Here is a 17,335-nt window from a genome sequence, read left to right as displayed (position 1 = left end):
CTGCCGCCGGCGGATGCAACCGGGAACGGCGCTTTCATGGTCTGGACCCCGGAATTTCCATATTCCTCTTGCGGCTGTGCTTACGGCAGTATACGATAAGTAGGAGTTGGAGAATTTTGCAAGCGTATGGTGGTGTATGGAAAAGACCTTTGTGGCGACCGGAATCAACCTGTCGAGCCTTGAGGAAGCCTTTGCCGGGAGCGAGGATGTGCTTTCGCAGATGCTGGCCCTGTTTCAGGTGCAGGCTGCGGAGCGCGTGCAGCAGTTGAGCACGCACCTGGCCGATTGGGACGAGCTGGGCGCGCGGACCGTGCTGCATTCCCTTGTGAACATTGCCGGGGCCGTGCGCGCCTACGGCATGAGTGACCTCGCCAAATCCGTGGGCGACGCGGTGAAGCGGGGCGACCGGGCCAAGGCCCAGGCCATTGCCCGCTGCCTGGTGCGCGAAAGCGTTTTTGTGCTGGCCCAGGTGCGCCTGTTGCTGGAGGCCGCCCAGCAAGGTCCGCGCGAACTGTGGACCGTGGACATCACGCCCGACACTGTGTCCGACGCGTCGTCGGAGCCTCTGCCCAACGCATAGAAAAAGGCCGCCCGCCCAGAAGATCCGGAGGGACGGCCCGTCTTCGTCTTGCCGAATCCTTACAGATTGGCCTGGAGAATCTCGCCGAACTCCTTGCAGCCCACGGCCTTGGCGCCCTCGATCTGGGAAGCCAGGTCCACGGTGACCTTGCGCGCGGCGATGGCCTTGGCCACGGAAGCGTGCACCAGCTGGGCGGCCTCAAACCAGCCCAGGTGCTCCAGCATCATGGTGCCGGAGAGGATGAGGCTGCCGGGGTTGGCCATGTCCTTGCCGGCAATGGTCGGGGCGGTGCCGTGGGTGGCCTCGAAAAAGGCCAGGGTGTCGCTCATGTTCACGCCCGGGGCCAGGCCAAGCCCGCCCACCTGCGCGGCCAGCGCGTCGGAGATGTAGTCGCCGTTCAGGTTGGTGGTGGCCACCACGCTGTATTTTTCGGGGCGGATGAGCGCCTCCTGGAACATGGCGTCGGCGATGCGGTCGTTGATGACCACGGGCTTCTTCATGCCCTCGGCGGCCTCGGCCTCGGTCATGGTGAACTCGCCGAACTCGGCCGCGGCCATCTCGTAGCCCCAGGCGCGGAACCCGCCCTCGGTGTACTTCATGATGTTGCCCTTGTGCACCAGGGTGACGCTGCCGCGCTTCTGGTCGATGGCGAACTTCACCGCGCGCCGGGCCAGGCGCTTGCAGCCCTTTTCCGTCATGGGCTTGATGCCGATGGCGCAATCGTCGGTGAGCTTGGCGCCCATTTCATCGCGCAGGAAGGCCACCACGCGTTTGGCCTCGGGCGTGCCCGCGGCCCACTCGATGCCCGCGTACACGTCCTCGGTGTTCTCGCGGAAGATGACCATGTCCACGCGCTCGGGGTGCTTCACTGGGCTTTCGATGCCGGGGAAGTACTTGATGGGGCGGATGCAGGCGTAAAGGTCGAACATTTGGCGCAGGGTGACGTTGAGGCTGCGGAAGCCCTTGCCCACCGGCGTGCCCAGCGGGCCCTTCATGGCCAGCTCCGCGCCCTTGAGCGCGTCCAGCGTGGCCTGGGGCAGGTTCTCGCCCGTTTCGCGCAGGGCCTTTTCGCCCGCCAAAAGCTCCTTCCACACGAGCTTCTTGGAATCGCCGTAGGCCTTCTTGATCGCCGCTTCGAGCACGGGACGGCCAGCCGCCCAAACCTCGGGGCCGATGCCGTCGCCCTCAATAAAATAAACGACCTTTTCCACCATGATGCCTCCCGAACAAAATTCGCGGTCCCGCGCCGTATCGCTGCGGCGTCCGCGTGCCACCCCTGATAGCCGGGCTTCGGCCGCAAGGCAAGTGCCCGCGGCTCAGGCGGGGCCAAGGCGCCGTCCCGGCGGCTTGACAATTGCGGCCGGGCCAAGTAACCACAAATCATGCGTAAAAGTATTGCTCATATTTCCAGCAAGGGCTGGTGGCTCTGGTGGCATAGGCAATGAAGCCGCCGGCTTGACGGATGCTCTACTCAAGGGCCGCGGACTTCACAGGACCGTGGCCCTTTTTTTGCGCCGGATGCGCGATGGGGCGGTTCCTGGCTGCGGGCTCAAACACTCTGCGACGGAAGACACTTCCGAGGAGGACACGGATGGAAACCAGAATCAACCTGCCCCAGAACGAGATGCCGAGCGCCTGGTACAACGCCCTGCCGGACCTGCCCACCCCGCTGGCCCCGCCCCTGGATCCGCAGACCCACGAGATAATGACCCCGGACAAGCTGTCCGTCATCTTCCCGGAATCGCTCATTGAGCAGGAGATGAGCCCCAAGCGCTTCATCGAGATTCCCGAGGAAGTGAAGGACATCTACCGCCTGTTCCGCCCCACGCCGCTGGTGCGCGCCAAACGGCTGGAGGAGGCCATCGGCTCCAAGTGCCGCATCTACTACAAGAACGAATCCGTCTCGCCGTCGGGCTCGCACAAGACCAACACCAGCGTGCCCCAGGTGTTCTACAACAAGCGCGAGGGCGTGCGCAGGCTCTCCACCGAGACCGGCGCGGGCCAGTGGGGCACGGCGCTCTCCTTCGCGTGCAGCATGTTCGACATGCAGTGCACGGTCTACATGGTCAAGGTGAGCTACGAGCAGAAGCCCTACCGCAAGATCCTCATCAACGCCTACGGCGGCGAGATCTTCCCCTCGCCCTCCGAGCAGACCAACGCCGGACGCGCCATGCTGGCCAAGGACCCCGGCTGCAAGGGCAGCCTCGGCCTGGCCATAAGCGAGGCCGTGGAGGACGCCGCCACCCACGACGACACCAAGTACACCCTGGGCAGCGTGCTGAACCACGTGCTGCTGCACCAGTCCATTGTGGGCCTGGAGACGGAGCTGCAGCTGAAAATGGCGGGCGAGAAGCCCGACTATCTCATCGGCTGCGTGGGCGGCGGCTCGAACTTCGGCGGGCTGGTGCTGCCTTTTTTGCCGCGCAAGCTGGCGGGAGAGAACATCACCTTCGTGGCCGCGGAGCCCAAGGCCTGCCCGAGCCTGACGCGCGGCGCCTACCGCTACGACTACGGCGACATGGCCCGGCTGACCCCGCTGATGAAGATGCACACCCTGGGTCACGCCTTCATGCCCGCGCCCATCCACGCGGGCGGCCTGCGCTACCACGGCGACGCGCCCATCGTGTGCAACCTCATGGCCGAGGGACTGGTGGACGCGCGCGCCTATTATCAGGGCGAGTGCTTCGAGGCCGCGCAGCTGTTCCTCAAGACCGAGGGTTTTTTGCCCGCGCCCGAAACCTCCCACGCCATCAAGAGCGCCATCGAGATCGCCAAGGAGGCCAAGCCCGGCTCCTGCGTGGTCTTCCTTTACTCCGGCCACGGCATGCTCGACCTGGCCAGCTACGACGCCTTTTTGCGCGGCGAGCTGACCAACTACGAGCTGCCCCAGGAGTGCATCGACGAGGCCCTGTCCGTGTGCCCCACCATCAAGGGCTAAGAAGACTCAAAGCCCACCAGGGCTCGCAAACGAGGGGGGGGCCGGCCGGTCCCCCCTTTTGTTTGAAGCGCGGCCGAAAGCCGCTTGCGTATTGACCTCTTGGAATTGATCGTCCACATAAGAACGATGGATCTGACACTCTTTTCGCAAATACTCACTGTCTTCGGCCTTTCCGTGGCCGTCATCTACCTGTGCCACAAGGTGCGCATACCGCCCATCGTGGGTTTCCTCATCACCGGCGTGCTGGCCGGACCTTACGGCCTGGGGCTTGTCAGCGCCGTGCACGAGGTCGAGGTCATGGCTGAGGTGGGCGTGGTGCTGCTGCTGTTCACCATCGGCCTGGAGCTTTCCATCGGCGAGCTTGTGCGCCTGAAGAAGAGCGTGATGCTTGGCGGCGGCGGGCAGGTGCTGTTCACCATCGCCGCCTTTGGCGCCCTGGCCTACGGCCTGGGGCAGAGCGTCTCCCACTCGGTCTTCATCGGCTTTTTGGCCGCGCTGTCGTCCACGGCCATCGTGCTCAAGATTTTGCAGCAGCGCGCGGAAATGGACTCGGTCCACGGCCGCATCAGCCTGTCCGTCCTCATTTTTCAAGACCTCGCCGTTGTGCCCATGATGCTCGTCATCCCCTTTTTGGCCGGCGGCATGGGCGGGGAGGGCGGCTCCGGCCTGTCGTTTCTGTGGCCCACGGTAAAGGGCATCGGCATGGTCGGGCTGGTGTTTTTTCTGGCGCGCAAGGTGGTGCCGCCGCTTTTGCACCGCATCGTGCAAACGCGCAGCCGCGAGCTGTTTCTCATCAGCACTCTGGCCATGTGCCTGGCCACGGCCTTTCTCACCTCGCAGGTGGGGCTGTCGCTTTCCCTGGGCGCGTTTCTGGCCGGGCTCATCATCTCGGAATCCGAGTACAGCCTGAGCGCGCTGGAGGGCATCATGCCCTTCCGCGACGTGTTCACCAGCCTGTTCTTCATCTCCGTCGGCATGCTGCTCGACGTGAACTATCTGGTGAACCACCTGCCGCCGGTCATTGGGGCCACGGGCGCGGTGCTGGTGCTCAAGGCCCTCATGGCGGCCTTGGCCGCCTTCATGCTGGGCTTTCCCGTGCGGCCGGCGGTCATGGTCGGCCTGGCGCTGTGCCAGGTGGGCGAGTTCTCCTTCGTGCTGGCCAAGGTGGGGCTCGCCCACGGGCTCATGGACGCCGAGGACTACCAGCTGTTCCTGGCCGCCAGCATCATGACCATGGCCCTCACCCCGCCGCTCATCGGGCTTTCGCCCCGGGTGGCGGAATGGGTGCGCGGGCTGCCGTTCTTTTCGCGCATGCGCAAGCGCCCCTTTGAGCAGGAGATGGACGCCGCCTGCTCCGGCCACGCCTGCGTGGCGGACCATCTGGTCATTGTGGGCTTCGGCGTGGGCGGCAAGCACCTGGCGCGCGCGGCCAAAAGCTTCGGCATCGCCTACCGCGTGGTGGAGATGAACCCGGACACGGTGCGCACCAGCGCGGCCGCGGGCGAGCCCATCATCTACGGCGACGCCAGCCAGACCGCGGTGCTGGAGTACGTCGGCGTGCCGGACGCCCGCGTGCTGGCCGTGGTCGTCAGCGACCCCGTTTCCGTGCGGGGCATCACCGACGCCGCGCGCAAGATGAACCCCGGTCTGCACATCATCACGCGCACGCGTTTTTTGAGCGAGATAGAGCCCTTGGTGGAGCTTGGCGCAAGCGATGTCATCCCCGAGGAGTTCGAGACCAGCGTGGAGATCTTCACCCGGGTGATGATGCGCTACCTGGTGCCGCGCGGCGACATCGAACGCTTCACCGAGGAGGTGCGCTCCGAGGGCTACGAGATGCTGCGCAGCACGGAGGTGCGGGGCGAGTCGTTCTGCACCTTGAACCGGCAGTTCCCCGGCATGGACGTCAGCGCCCTCACCGTGGAGCTCGGGTCCATCCTCGACGGCCAGACGTTGCTTGAGGCCGACCTGCGCAAGACCCACGGGCTGACCATAGTGGCCGTGGGACGCGAGGGCGAGGTGATGGCCAACCCGGACGGCACGCTGAGGCTCATGGCGGGCGATGTGGCCTATGTCTTCGGTCCCCATGCGGACATCAAGGCCAAGGCCGGGCTGTTCACCGGGCGCGTGCGCCCCTGGGAGAGGACGGAGCCGATGCCCGCTTGACAGATCGGGGCCTTTGGGCGGAGAGAATAGGAATGACTCCCATCTTTACCCCAATCCACAAGGAGAGCCCCATGAGTGAGACCAAAGACGCCGCGACCGGACTGAACCGCCGTGAATTCATGACCTTGGCCGGAGTTGCCGGAGTGGGGCTGCTGGCCCCGACGCTGTTCCCCTTCTCCTCGGCCTTTGCGGCCGACTCCTTGGACCAGGCTCCGCTGCCCTACGCCATGGGCGCGCTGGACCCGGTCATCTCCGCCCGCACGCTGGAGTTCCATTACGGCAAGCACCACGCGGCCTATGTGGGCAACGTGAAGAAGATGCTGCCGGGCTCCGGCCTGGAGGGCAAATCCCTGGAAGACATCATCAAGGCCACGGCGGCCAAGGGCGGCGGGCTGTTCAACAACGCGGCCCAGTCCTACAACCACGCCTTTTATTGGAAGTGCATGAAGCCCGGCGGAGGCGGCATGCCCAAAGGCAAGCTGATGGAGGCCATCATGGGCTCGTTTGGCGGGTACGACGCCTTCCGCAAGGCCTTTGTGGACGCCTCGGTGGGGCAGTTCGGCAGCGGCTGGGGCTGGCTGGCGCAGGAGGGCGGCAAGCTCAAGGTGGTGGCCACGTCCAACGCCGACACGCCCCTGGCCCACGGCGCAACGCCGCTTCTGGTGGTGGACGTGTGGGAGCACGCCTACTATCTGGACTACCAGAACCGCAGGGCGGACTATGTGAACGCCTTCATGGACAAGCTGGTGAACTGGGACTTCGTGGCCGCGAATTTGAAATAGCGGCCTTCGGAATCGAGCATCAGGCAAGGGCTGCGGCGACGAACCGCAGCCCTTTTTTGCGTCCGGCGTCTACTGCTGGCATTCGCCGTCGAGCAGAAAGCGTATGGCCTTGCCCGTGCGCGTGGCCTTGAACTCGATGATCTCGTAAGTGGCCGCGCCCTCGGTGACAAAGGGGTCCTGCTCCAGCACGGCGGCCAGCTCCCAGCGGCTGCCGGCCTGGGCCATGATGATGCCGCCGTTGCGCGGCTCGCGCGGGCCGGAGAGCAGGAACAGCCCGGCCTGGTAATTGGCCTCCAGGAACTTCCTGTGGGCGGGCAGCAGTTCATCGATGACGGACAGGGGCTTCACGTAATTCATGAGCACGAGGTACATTGGATCTCCTGGGTTGAATGGAAGTGGTCGTTATTCTGCCAAGCCGTTGTGTGCTGTTGCCGGGTGCGCCGGAGCCTGTGGGCGGCTCAGGGAGCGGCCTTGGCCCGCGCCAGATTGCCCTGGGCCACCACGTAGCCGGGGTCAAGGCGCAGCGCCTTCTCGAAGTAGCCTATGGCCTGCTCGCGCCGGCCCTGGGCCTGGGCGATGTTGCCCAGGTCGTTGTACGCTTGCGGATAGTCCGGCCGGAGCTGCAGGGCCTTCTGGTAATGCTCCTTGGCTTCGTCGTAGCGGCCCAGCTGCGCCAGGCAGAAGCCCATGCCGTAGTGGTCCTCGTAAGCCTCGCCGCCGAGCCGTTCATCTTCCTGCAGGGCGCTGGCGAAGAATTGCATGGCCAGGGCGAACTTGCCCTGCGAGGTGTAGAGGATGCCGAGGTTGCCCAGGGCCTTGCCGAAGCCTGGCCGCACGGTGATGGACCTGCGGAACCATTTCTCCGCCGCGTCGCCGTCGCCCGCGTGCATGCGCAGCACGCCGTAATTGTTCATGATGAAATAATTGTCCTCGGTGACGGCCAGGGCGCGCTCGTACAGGCTGGAAGCGTTGCGCCACCAGCCGAGCTGCAGGGAGGACACGGTGCCCAGCACGACCAGCAAAATGCCCGCTGCGGCCAGGGCCACGCGCTTGCGCAGGGCTTCGTCGGCCATGCGCAAGAGCCCCTCCCGCGCAAGCAGGGCCAGGGCCAGGTACAGGCCCAGGAACGGAAAGTAGGTCCAGCGGTCGGCGTAGGGCGTGTGCATGCCCACCTTGGGGGAGATGAGCACCGGCGTCAGGGTGCCGATGAACCAGAGCCAGCCGGCCAGCAGGTACGGGCGGCGGCGGGCCTGGCGCAGGGCGGCCCAGGCGATGCCCGGCACAAGCAGCAGCGCGGCGCAGAGCTTGGCCAGGGGGATGCTCTGCGGATAGGGGTAGAACGCCGCAAGCCCCGCCGGGAACACCAGCAGGCGCAGGTAGTCCACATACGCGGCCGCGCCCACGGCCAGCCTGTGCCCCAGGCCCGGATTGAAGGAGTCGTAATTGGCCGGGTGCGACGAGAGCGTGAGCAGGGCCATTGCCGCCGCGAGCAGCAGGAAGGGCAGCTTTTCCAGCAGCAGGGCGGGCAGGCCCGGCGCGCCGGGGGCATCGTCTTTGCGCTGGAAGCGCCCCAAGGGCCAGAAGTCGAGCACCAGGAGCAGGGCGGGCAGGGTGGCCAGCATGGGCTTGGCGGCCAGGCTCGCGGCATAGGCCAGCAGCGCGGGCCACAGATCGAGCAGGCCGCCTTGTCCCTGGGCCCGCTTGCGCGCGTAGATGGTGTAGCTGCGCAAGGCCAGCAGTCCGAAGAACATGAACAGCACGTCCTTGCGCTCCGTCACCCAGGCCACGGACTCCACATGCACGGGGTGCAGGCCGAAAAGCAGGGCCACCGCGAACGCGGGCCACTTGAGGCCGGTCCAGCGCAGCACCAGGCCGTAGAGCAGGGCCACGTTGGCGCAGTGCAGGGCCAGGCTCGTCAGGTGGAAGCCGCCCGGCCAGTTTTCGTACAGGCTGCTGTCCAGCATGAGCGAAAGCCACGTGAGGGGCTGCCAGTAGTTGAGTTCGTTCAGGCCGAAGGCCCAGCGGATGTTCTCCCAGCTGAGCCCGGTCATGACGTGCTTGTTGTCGAAGATGAAGGCGGAGTCGTCCAGGTTCACGAACTCGAAGCCCGCCACACGCGCATACAGCGCGGCCACAAGCACCACGGCCACGGCGGCCAGGGCCCAGGGCGGCGCGGCCAGAAGCCCGGCAACACCGGGCACGCCGCCGCGCATGTCTGTGCGCGGGCGCTGGTCCGTTGCCGCTGCCTGGCGGACGGGGGCGGAAGTCTTGCGGGGCCTGCTCACGATCGGTCCTTCACGGGTTGCCTTACTGCCCGGCCGGAGCTGCGGCAGCGGGCTTGAGCCCGGAGCTCTTGGTTTCGGGCGACGGGGTGCGGACCGGCTCGGGCGCAATCGGCAGCGCGGTCGGCAGCGCGGTCGGCAACGTCATCTTGAGCGAAAGGATGCGCGCGTAGGATTCACGGATGCGCGCGGCCGGGACCTTGCCCTCCGCAACCAGCGCCATGAGCGCGTCCAGCGCCTTTTGCCCTATCGCGTCATCGTACTCCAGATTGTTGCCGATGAGCAAGACATCGGCCCCGGCGTTGACCGCCAGCCCAAGGGCCTCCTTGAAGCCGTAGGCGCTCGTCACCGCGCGCATCTGCAAATCGTCGGTCACCACCACGCCGGAGTAGCCCAGCTTGCCGCGCAGCAGGCCGGTTATGACCGCGCGCGACAGGGTGGCCGGACGCTTGGGGTCCAGGCGCGCGTTGTACACGTGGGCGGTCATGACCATGTCCGCGAGATTCTCGCGCATCAGCGCGGCAAAGGGCAAAAGCTCGGTCTCGGTCCAGGTGCCGGTGACGTCGGTGAAGCCCAGATGGCTGTCTGAGGTGCTTGAGCCATGGCCGGGAAAATGCTTGGCCGCGGTGAGCACGCCCTGGCTTTTGAGCCCGCGCGCAAAAGACGCCGCGCACATGCCCGCGCGCAGCGGATCAGCCGCGAAGCTGCGGCCCAGGCCGCCGATGACCGGGTTTTGCGGGTTCACGTTCACGTCGCACACGGGCGCGAAGTCCAGGTTCAGGCCCGCGTCGCGCAGCATGCGGCCCGTGGCCTGGCCCGCGTTGAACGCTGGACTTGCGGCGAGGACCGGCCCTGCGCCGCCGCCTGCACTGGCGGGCGTACTGGCGGGCGCATTGGTGTTCGGGCTGGAGGGCGGGCTTGCCGCGTCGCTCGGGCCGGGGGCGCCGTCCGGGCAAAGCTCGGCGGCGGCGGGAGAGTCCGGGAAACCGTAAACGGGCTTGAGCCGCTGCACCCGGCCGCCTTCCTGGTCGACCGCGATGAACAGCGGCGGCAGGTTGGCCTCCGCGGCGGCGCGGGCAAGGGCGGCGGTGAGGCGGGAGAGCTGTGCCGGGCTTTGGACGTTGCGCCCGCCCGATCCCAAAACCGCGTCGCGGTCGAACAGGATGACGCCGCCGAGGTTTTGTTCGGCCACCTGGCGCAAAATGGGCAGAGGCGCGCCGTTCTGGTCCGCCGGTTCCGCACCGCGGAAGCCGATGAGCAGCATCTGGCCGGCCATGCGCCGCAATTCCGGCGTGGGCTGCTTGTGGCGGACGAGGGCGCAGCCCTGGAGCAGGGCGAAAAGCGCCAGCACAAGCGCGGGCCAATGACGCCGCGCCGCGCCGGAGCCGTGGCGCGCGGGCCTAAGGCCGCTCGCTGCCCAGAGAGAAGGTGCTTTCAAGGTCGTAGCTGGAGATGACGCGGTAGGAGATGAGCGTCTCCGTGCCGGTGATGCCCTGGATGAGCAGCATCTTTTCCGTAACGATGGTGGCCAGGTCCTCGTTGTCCTTGGCGCGGATGATGGCCACCAGATCGTAGCGGCCCCCCACGGAGTGGACTTCGCTGATGCCGTCGATGGCGACGAGTTTTTGGGCCACCACGTTGATGGCAGTGGGCTGCACGTGCATGAGCACAATGGCGTTGGTCATGGCGTTCCTCCGTTGGCCGTTCATAGCGTGTTGCGCGCCCCGGGTCAAAGGGCTGTGGCGGGTCAAGGCGCTTTGCGGGCGAAAAAAAGGCCCCCGGACGTTGGTCCAGGGGCCTTGCCGCAACGCGGCGCATTGTTGTTTTGCGCTTGTTATTCCTCGGCCAGGGCGACAACGGTCTCGCCGTACTCGTCCTTCACCGTGGTCTTTATGGCCAAAAGCTCCATCCAGCGGCGGATGGCGCCCACGAACACGAAGACCATGAGCACCATGACCAGCCCGCCGAGACCGGCCAGCAGGTACTTGCCGGCGGGCAGGTAGTTGTTGAAGATGTTCAGATAGCCGGCGTACATGGTGATGAAGGCCATGGCCACGCCCGGCACTGCGGTGATCCAGGCATAACGGGCCTTGCCCATGCGGATGATCATGGTGGTGCCGATGATCAGCGCGCAGGAGGCCAGCAGCTGGTTGCTCATGCCGAACAGGGGCCAGATGGTGGAGATGTCGCCGGTGTAGACCAGGTAGCCCCAGGAAACCGTGAACAGGGCGCTGGTGGAGATGACGCCGGGCCACCACCGCTTGTCGTCGAACTTCGGAATCACTGTGCCGATCATCTCCTGCAGGAAGAAGCGGCCCACGCGGGTGCCGGTGTCGACTGCGGTGAGGATGAACACGGCCTCGAACATGATGGCGAAGTGGTACCAGTAGCTCATCAGGTGCTGCATGAACGGCACCTTGGCGAAGATGTGGGCCATGCCCACGGCCAGGGAGACCGCGCCGCCGGGACGGCCCTGGATGTTCTCCTGCACGGCCGCGGCCAGGGCGGGCAGATCCTGCACCGGCATGCCAAGCTTGGCGAAGGCGGCCGGGGTTGCGTTGATGGCGAAGTAGTCGGCCGGGACCAGGGTGCAGGCGGCGATGAGGGCCATGATGGCCACAAAGCCTTCCACAAGCATGGCGCCGAAGCCGACGAACAGGATGTCGCGCTCGTTGCCGATCATCTTTGGCGTGGTGCCGGTGCCGATGATGGCGTGGAATCCGGACAGCGCGCCGCAGGCGATGGTGATGAAGATGAAGGGGAACACGGGGCCGGGAATGACCGGTCCGCCGCCGTTCATGAACTGGGTGAAGGCCGGCATCTGCATGGTGGGCTGCACGAAGATGATGCCCGCAGCCAGCATGACGATGGTGCCGATCTTAAGATACGTGGACAGGTAGTCGCGCGGGCACAAGAGCAGCCACACGGGCAGCACCGAGGCCACGAAGCCGTAGACCGGGATGGTCAGCGCGATGGTCTTCTTGCTCATGTTGAAGAAGGGCCCCAGGGTGGGGTCGGCCACGACGTACGGGCCGGCGATGATGGCCAGGAACAGCAGCACAACGCCGATGATGGAGGCGCCGGTGACGTCGTTTTCGCGCCAGACGTGCAGGTAAACGCCCATCAAAAGCGCGATGGGAATGGTGGCGAACACGGTGAAGGTGCCCCAGGCGCTTTCAGCCATGGCGTTCACCACGGCGATGGAGAGCCCGGCCAGGGTCAGGATGAGGATGAACAGCACCGCCCACGAGGCCACGTGGCCCGTCACCTTGCCGATCTCGCTGTCGGCGATCTTGCCCAGGCTGTGGCCCTTGTGCCGCACGGAGGCGAAGAGCACCACCATGTCGTGCACGGCGCCGGCCATAACGCAGCCGATGATGATCCACAGCGTGCCCGGCATGTAGCCGAACTGCGCCGCCAGCACCGGTCCGAGCAGCGGTCCGGCCGCGGCGATGGCCGCGAAGTGGTGTCCAAAGAGCACGAACTTGTTCGTCTTCACGTAGTCGCGGCCGTCGGCCATTTTAATGGCCGGGGTCACGCGCTCGGCCTTCAGCCCCAACACCTTGTTGGCGATGAACAGGCCGTAGAACCTGTAGCCGATGGCGAAGACGCACAGTGAGACGAATACTAGTGTCAACGCATTCATGCAGTCCTCCTTGCTTTTGGCAATTGTGAGAACAATCTGGCAGTTGCCCCCTGGTTATGCAATGCCCTGTGGGCGAAAAGGCGCATATGGGGGATGAAGCGTCGGAATGGCGGGTTGAAATGCATCGCCGCGCCGGGGCGGATCCACGGCGTGCCGGGCATGAAGCCGAACTGCGCCGTCGGCACCGGTCCGGGCACCGTTTCGACCAACGTTCACGGCACCCTTGCGGGGACCGGTATGGCCCGGGCGATGGCCGCGAGGGGGGCTATGGGCACGCCCCGGGACAGGTTTGCGGCCCCCTGTGGGCAGGCCCGCTCGGTCGGCAGGCCCGCTCGGCAGGCTCGGTCCGTCGGCCAGTCGGCGAGCTGCTTTCGTCCGGTCGGGGGCGCAGTCTGTATACGGTCAGCGGCCCGGTGCCCGTGTGCGGGGCGGTCTGGTGCGCATCCGCGTGTTGGCCAGCCGGTTCGCTAAAGTCCGTCCGCGAAAGTCCGTCCGTCAAAATCCGGCCGCCCAAATGCGTCCGCCAAAATCCGGCCGCCCGAATCCGGCCCTTTGCAGGCCTGAAAAGCTGCAGGGCCGCTTGGCGGGCCTTATTGGGGAATGCGCAGGGTGATGCTCGTGCCCTCACCCGGCGAGCTCATGACCAGCATGCCGTAGGCCGGGCCGTACAACTGCACCAGCCGCTGGTTGGAGTTGCGCGCGCCAATGCCCTCGGTGAGCGACTCCAGCTCCACCGCGGCGGTTATGGCCCGCACCTGCTCCGGCGGCATGCCCACGCCGTCGTCGTGCACCTCCACCAGCAGGTGGCCGTCCTCGCGCCAGGCGGTCAGCTTGACCACGCCGCCCTCGGGCCGGGGCAAAATGCCGTGGCGCACGGCGTTTTCCACCAGTGGTTGGATGATGAGCGGCGGGGTGACGCAGTCCTCGGCCAGGGGGCCTATGTCCAGCTCGGCCTTGATGCGCAAGCCGAAGCGGGCCTGCTCGATGGCCAGATAGGCGGCCGTCTGCTCGATTTCCTCCGAGAGCTTGATGAGCCCCCGGCTGGAGTCGAGGTTGCGGCGCATGTAGCGCGAGAGGTCGAGCAGCAGCTCCCGCGCCTGGTTTGGGGCCGTGCGGCAGAAGCTGGCAATGGTGTTCAGCGAGTTGAACAAAAAGTGCGGGTTGATCTGGGCCTGCAGGCGGCGGATTTCCGCGTGGGCCAAAAGCTGGTTCTTTATGCCGATGTTCTCCAGCTCCAGCTGGGTGGAGAAGAGGTCTGCCAGGCCCTTGGCCAGGGCGAACAGGGTCTCGTCCAGGGGGCGGCGGCGCGTGCCGTAGAGCTTCAGGCAGCCCTGGATGGCCTCGCCCTTGCGCAGGGGCACGATGATGGCCTCGGTGAGGGGGCAGGTGGGTTCGGAGCAGCAAATCTCGGACTTTTCCCGCACGAAGAGCGGCACGCCGGTCTCGATGACCTTGAGGGTGGCCTTGGTGCGCACCTCGCCCCCGGCCCGGTGGTGGTCCTCGCCCTCGCCCAAATGGGCCAGAATGGTCTGCCCGCTGGTGACGGCCACGGCCGGAACCTGCGCCTCGCGCATGATGATGGCCGCCGTGGCGTGGGCCGAGGTCTGGTTCAGCCCGGCGCGCAGGTGGGCCAGGGTCTGGTTGGCGATGGAGAGGATCTGCCGGGCCAGGTCGCGGTTCTGGGCCTCGCGGAAGCTCATTTGCAGGTTGAGCGCCTGGACGAACAGCGCCGCGCCGATGGAGTTGAAGACGATCATGGGCAGGGCGATGACCTGCACCACGGCCGCGGCGGTGATGAAGGGCTTGGAAAGGCCGAGCACCAGGCCCTGGTGCATTATCTCGCCCCCCAGGCACAAGAAGAACGCCAGCCGCCAGTCCAGGCTGTTGCCGTGGTAGCGCCGGGCGATGATTCCGGCCGCCGTGCCCTCGATGAGCGTGGCCAGGCCGCAGGGCAGGGCGGAAAAGCCGCCGATGTCCATGAGGTAGCGGTGCCCGCCCGCGATGAGCGCGCTGCCGAAACCCACCAACGGCCCGCCGAAGAGCCCGGCGGTGATGACCACCATGCCGCGCAGGTTGGCGAAGGACTGGAACACCACGTTGCCGGAATAGGTGCCGAGCACGCCGAACACGCCGAACATGAAGATGAGCAGCACCGTGGCCCACAGGGGGCGGTCGCGCCTTGGCCCCAGCTTGTCGATGCTGGTGACGGTCATGATGGCGAAGCCGCCCGCCAAAAGCAGGCCGAAGCGCTGCGAGAGGTTCAGGAACAGCTCCGGCACCTGGGGATTGAAGAAGTCGTTCATAGAATGCCGAGCCCTTCCTTGAAGGCGCGCACCCGGTTGCGGCTCACCGTCACCTCGGTGCGGGCCGGGTCGGCCATGACCACGCAGTATTTGCCGCCATACCAGGGCGCGAACTCGGCTATGCGCTCCATGTTGATGAGCTGGGCGCGGTTGGCCTGGAAAAAGGGCAGCCCGGCCAGACGTTCGGCCGCTTTGGCCAGGGTGGCCAGACCGTGGCAGGGCAGGCGCTCCTCGTTGGTGATGGCGAGCAGGCGCTTCTCCTCGGCCTCGATGAGCACGATGTCGGAGGTGGGAATGAGCCCGATGCGCCCGCCTTGCTCCACGGCCAGCCGGCCCAGGGGCTTTGCGCCCAGGCCCCCGGCGGAGGACAACAGCCGCGTGAGCGCGCTGCTCAAAAGCGGGGGCGCGGGCTCGGCCAGCAGCTTGCGCACGCGCTCCAGGCTTTTGGCCAGCCTGTCCGGCGAAACGGGCTTGAGCAGATAATCCGCGGCGTTTTCCTCAAAGGCGCGTATGGCGTGGGTGTCGAAGGCGGTGACGAAGACGAAGACGGGCGGGCGCTCCAGCTCCTGGGCTCCGGCCAGCACGTGGAAGCCGTCCTGTCCTGGCATCTGGATGTCTTGGAACACCAGATCCGTGTCGTCTTGGGCGATGATGGCGAGCGCGGCCTCGGCCGTGTCGGCCTGGGCGCATTCTATGTCCGGGTGGGCTTGCAGAAGATAGAGCAGCTCGTCCCTGGCCGGAGCCTCGTCGTCCACGATGAGCGCGCGTATGGGCATTGTCGCCTAACTCCCGGCTGCGTGCGGATGGAACAGCCGCTCCTGTCCTGTCCATTCCGGCCTTGGCCATTCGGTCTTGTCCGCACCGGCCCTGGTCTGTCTGATCCGGGTCGGTTTTGGCTGCGCTTTTGGGGCGGTCCAATGCGGACGTTGCCTTTCTTGCGGGCAGGCCCTTGCGCTGTGGCGGACGCATGAAGCTCGCGTGTGTTTACCTGAAAGTATTCACGTTGCGAAACTACGCGTGGGGAACAAGCCTGTCAACGCGGCGGGGCGCAGGGCGGGCAGGGGAGCGCTTCGGTCCGCAGTTTTGGCCCGTCGCTGTGCCTCGCCGTTTTTCTCTGCGCTGGCGAAGCGCGCGGCCGGGTAACAGCGCCAGCCTCTGGATGAGGCGCAAGCTTGCCGCTGCGGCGCATGCAAGCGTGACAGCGAGAAACTCCGCCGGTGCGCATGGGCGAAAGCCTTCAAGGGGATGCCGGCATGCTTGGGTTCACAAGCCTGCAACCCTCAAGCCTGTACGGCAGGCAGGAGTCTGGCGGCGCGCATGTCCTTTGGCGCGCATGTCCTGCGGCGTGCCGAAGCCTGAAGCGTGCGGGCGTATGCCGGTGCGCCGGGTGCGAACCCGGCAGGGAGCGGGCAGGCGCGTTTGCGCACGGGGTCCGCCTGCTCAGGCCTTGGCGTCGGCGTCCTTGGGGAACACCCGGCGCGTGCCCTGGTACATCTCGTATTCCAGCAGGCGGCATTCGATCTTGGCGTTGAACAGCGGGGTGCGGCGGCGGGGCTTGAGCCCCACGCGTTTGGCCAGCTCCGGATTGCCCGTGAAGAGAAAGCCGCGCCAGCCGGGCAGCCGCTGCTTGAAGAAATCGCCGATGGCCGCGTAGATGGGCTCCAGCCGGGGCGTGTCGCCCAGGCGCGCGCCGTATTCCGGGTTCAGCACGCACACGCCGACGCCTTCCTCCGGCACCAGGCTCTCGCGGAAGTCCGCCACCTGGAACTCGATGTGCCCCTCCACGCCTGCCGTGCGGGCGTTTTGCTGCGCCGCGACCAGTGCCTCGGGGTCTATGTCGCTGGCGATGATGCGCCCGGCGTACTGCTTTTTCGCGGCCTGGTTGGCCTCGCGCCGGAGTTCGGCGTAGCGCGCGGCGTCGAAGCCCAGCAGGTGCTCGAAGGCGAAGCCGGTGCGCAAGAGCCCGGGCGCGCGGTTCAGCGCTATGAGCGCGGCCTCGATGGCCAGGGTGCCGCTGCCGCACATGGGAGAGAGGAAATGCCCGCCGCTTTCGCCAAAGCCCGTGGCCAGCACGATGCCCGCGGCCAGGGTCTCCTGCAGGGGGGCCTTGTGCGGCATCTTGCGGTAGCCCCGGCGCGAGAGGGGCGCGCCCGTGGTGTCGATGTACACGGTGACGGCGTCCTCGCGCCAGTGCAGAAACACCGAGGCGCCCACTGGGTCCGGGCCGGAGTCCGGCCTTCTGCCCTTGCGCGAAAGGATGCGGTCCACGATGGCGTCCTTGGCCTTCTGGTTGGCGAAGCGCGAGTCGCGCACGTATTCGTTCTGCACCGAGGAATCCACGGTGATGTGCCCGTCGGCCGGAACGATGTCCTCCCAGGGCAGGCGGCCCAGCTCCTCGGCCAGGGCGGCCGGATCCGCGGCCTCCAGGCGGTCCAGCTCCAAAAGCACGCGGTGCCCGGTGCGCAGGTGCAGGTTCAGGCGCATGCAGTCGGCCATGTCGCCCTCGGTCAGCACCCCGGCGGCCAGCTCGCGTCCGGCCAGGCCCAGGGCTGCGGTTTCGCGGGCGAGGAAAGGCGGCAGGGCCTTGGGGCACGTGACGAGAATGGGGCGCTTTTGGGCGAAGAGGGACATGGATGGT

13 protein-coding genes are annotated in these 17,335 nt (G+C 66.5%); 4 read left to right on the top strand and 9 right to left on the bottom strand.

Features of this window, described 5'->3' with window-relative positions:
• Positions 1-136: 136 nt before the first annotated feature.
• Positions 137-580, top strand: coding sequence for a hypothetical protein (locus ACYQ4W_RS08350; RefSeq protein WP_459855194.1), 444 nt, complete (start codon positions 137-139; stop codon positions 578-580).
• Between the two features lie 59 nt (positions 581-639).
• On the opposite strand, the gene icd is transcribed toward ACYQ4W_RS08350, so the two are convergent.
• On the bottom strand, positions 640-1,794 hold the full coding sequence (gene icd / locus ACYQ4W_RS08345) for an NADP-dependent isocitrate dehydrogenase (RefSeq protein WP_459855191.1): 1,155 nt from the start codon (positions 1,792-1,794) through the stop codon (positions 640-642).
• A gap of 377 nt (positions 1,795-2,171) precedes the next feature.
• Between icd and ACYQ4W_RS08340 the strand changes: the two genes are divergently transcribed.
• The 3 genes from ACYQ4W_RS08340 (at position 2,172) to ACYQ4W_RS08330 (ending at position 6,466) form a co-directional block, all read left to right on the top strand.
• Entirely contained in the window at positions 2,172-3,518 is a 1,347-nt protein-coding gene (locus ACYQ4W_RS08340) for a TrpB-like pyridoxal phosphate-dependent enzyme (protein WP_459855189.1), read from the top strand.
• A gap of 126 nt (positions 3,519-3,644) precedes the next feature.
• Positions 3,645-5,684 (top strand): monovalent cation:proton antiporter family protein, encoded by a 2,040-nt coding sequence (locus ACYQ4W_RS08335; protein ID WP_459855186.1) that lies wholly within the window; start codon positions 3,645-3,647, stop codon positions 5,682-5,684.
• Between the two features lie 71 nt (positions 5,685-5,755).
• Positions 5,756-6,466: a superoxide dismutase gene (locus tag ACYQ4W_RS08330; RefSeq protein WP_459855183.1), complete on the top strand. Its 711-nt coding sequence runs from the start codon at positions 5,756-5,758 to the stop codon at positions 6,464-6,466.
• A gap of 69 nt (positions 6,467-6,535) precedes the next feature.
• Here ACYQ4W_RS08330 and ACYQ4W_RS08325 read toward each other — a convergent pair whose 3' ends face one another.
• The 8 genes from ACYQ4W_RS08325 to ACYQ4W_RS08290 all read right to left on the bottom strand — a co-directional run bounded on the left by ACYQ4W_RS08325 (position 6,536) and on the right by ACYQ4W_RS08290 (position 17,328).
• A complete protein-coding gene (locus ACYQ4W_RS08325; protein ID WP_459855181.1) occupies positions 6,536-6,838 on the bottom strand; it encodes a YciI family protein in 303 nt (100 codons plus the stop codon).
• 86 nt (positions 6,839-6,924) lie between these two features.
• The gene (locus tag ACYQ4W_RS08320; RefSeq protein ID WP_459855178.1) at positions 6,925-8,751 is read right to left on the bottom strand and encodes a tetratricopeptide repeat protein; all 1,827 of its coding nucleotides are present in this window, start codon (positions 8,749-8,751) and stop codon (positions 6,925-6,927) included.
• Positions 8,752-8,773: 22 nt separating this feature from the next.
• Entirely contained in the window at positions 8,774-10,099 is a 1,326-nt protein-coding gene (locus ACYQ4W_RS08315) for a glycoside hydrolase family 3 protein (RefSeq protein WP_459855176.1), read from the bottom strand.
• Between the two features lie 49 nt (positions 10,100-10,148).
• A complete protein-coding gene (locus ACYQ4W_RS08310) occupies positions 10,149-10,433 on the bottom strand; it encodes an Lrp/AsnC family transcriptional regulator (protein ID WP_459855174.1) in 285 nt (94 codons plus the stop codon).
• 149 nt (positions 10,434-10,582) lie between these two features.
• On the bottom strand, positions 10,583-12,394 hold the full coding sequence (locus tag ACYQ4W_RS08305) for a carbon starvation CstA family protein (RefSeq protein ID WP_459855171.1): 1,812 nt from the start codon (positions 12,392-12,394) through the stop codon (positions 10,583-10,585).
• Between the two features lie 590 nt (positions 12,395-12,984).
• Positions 12,985-14,697: a LytS/YhcK type 5TM receptor domain-containing protein gene (locus ACYQ4W_RS08300; protein ID WP_459855169.1), complete on the bottom strand. Its 1,713-nt coding sequence runs from the start codon at positions 14,695-14,697 to the stop codon at positions 12,985-12,987.
• Positions 14,694-15,473, bottom strand: coding sequence for a LytR/AlgR family response regulator transcription factor (locus ACYQ4W_RS08295; RefSeq protein WP_459855166.1), 780 nt, complete (start codon positions 15,471-15,473; stop codon positions 14,694-14,696). Before ACYQ4W_RS08295 ends, ACYQ4W_RS08300 begins: the two co-directional genes overlap by 4 nt.
• Positions 15,474-16,137: 664 nt before the next feature.
• Positions 16,138-17,328 (bottom strand): THUMP domain-containing class I SAM-dependent RNA methyltransferase, encoded by a 1,191-nt coding sequence (locus ACYQ4W_RS08290; protein WP_459855163.1) that lies wholly within the window; start codon positions 17,326-17,328, stop codon positions 16,138-16,140.
• Positions 17,329-17,335: the final 7 nt, after the last annotated feature.

The sequence above is a fragment of the Humidesulfovibrio idahonensis genome, assembly GCF_054657715.1.
Note: the sequence above shows the minus strand (reverse complement) of the source record. Positions and strands in the feature narration are given on the sequence as shown.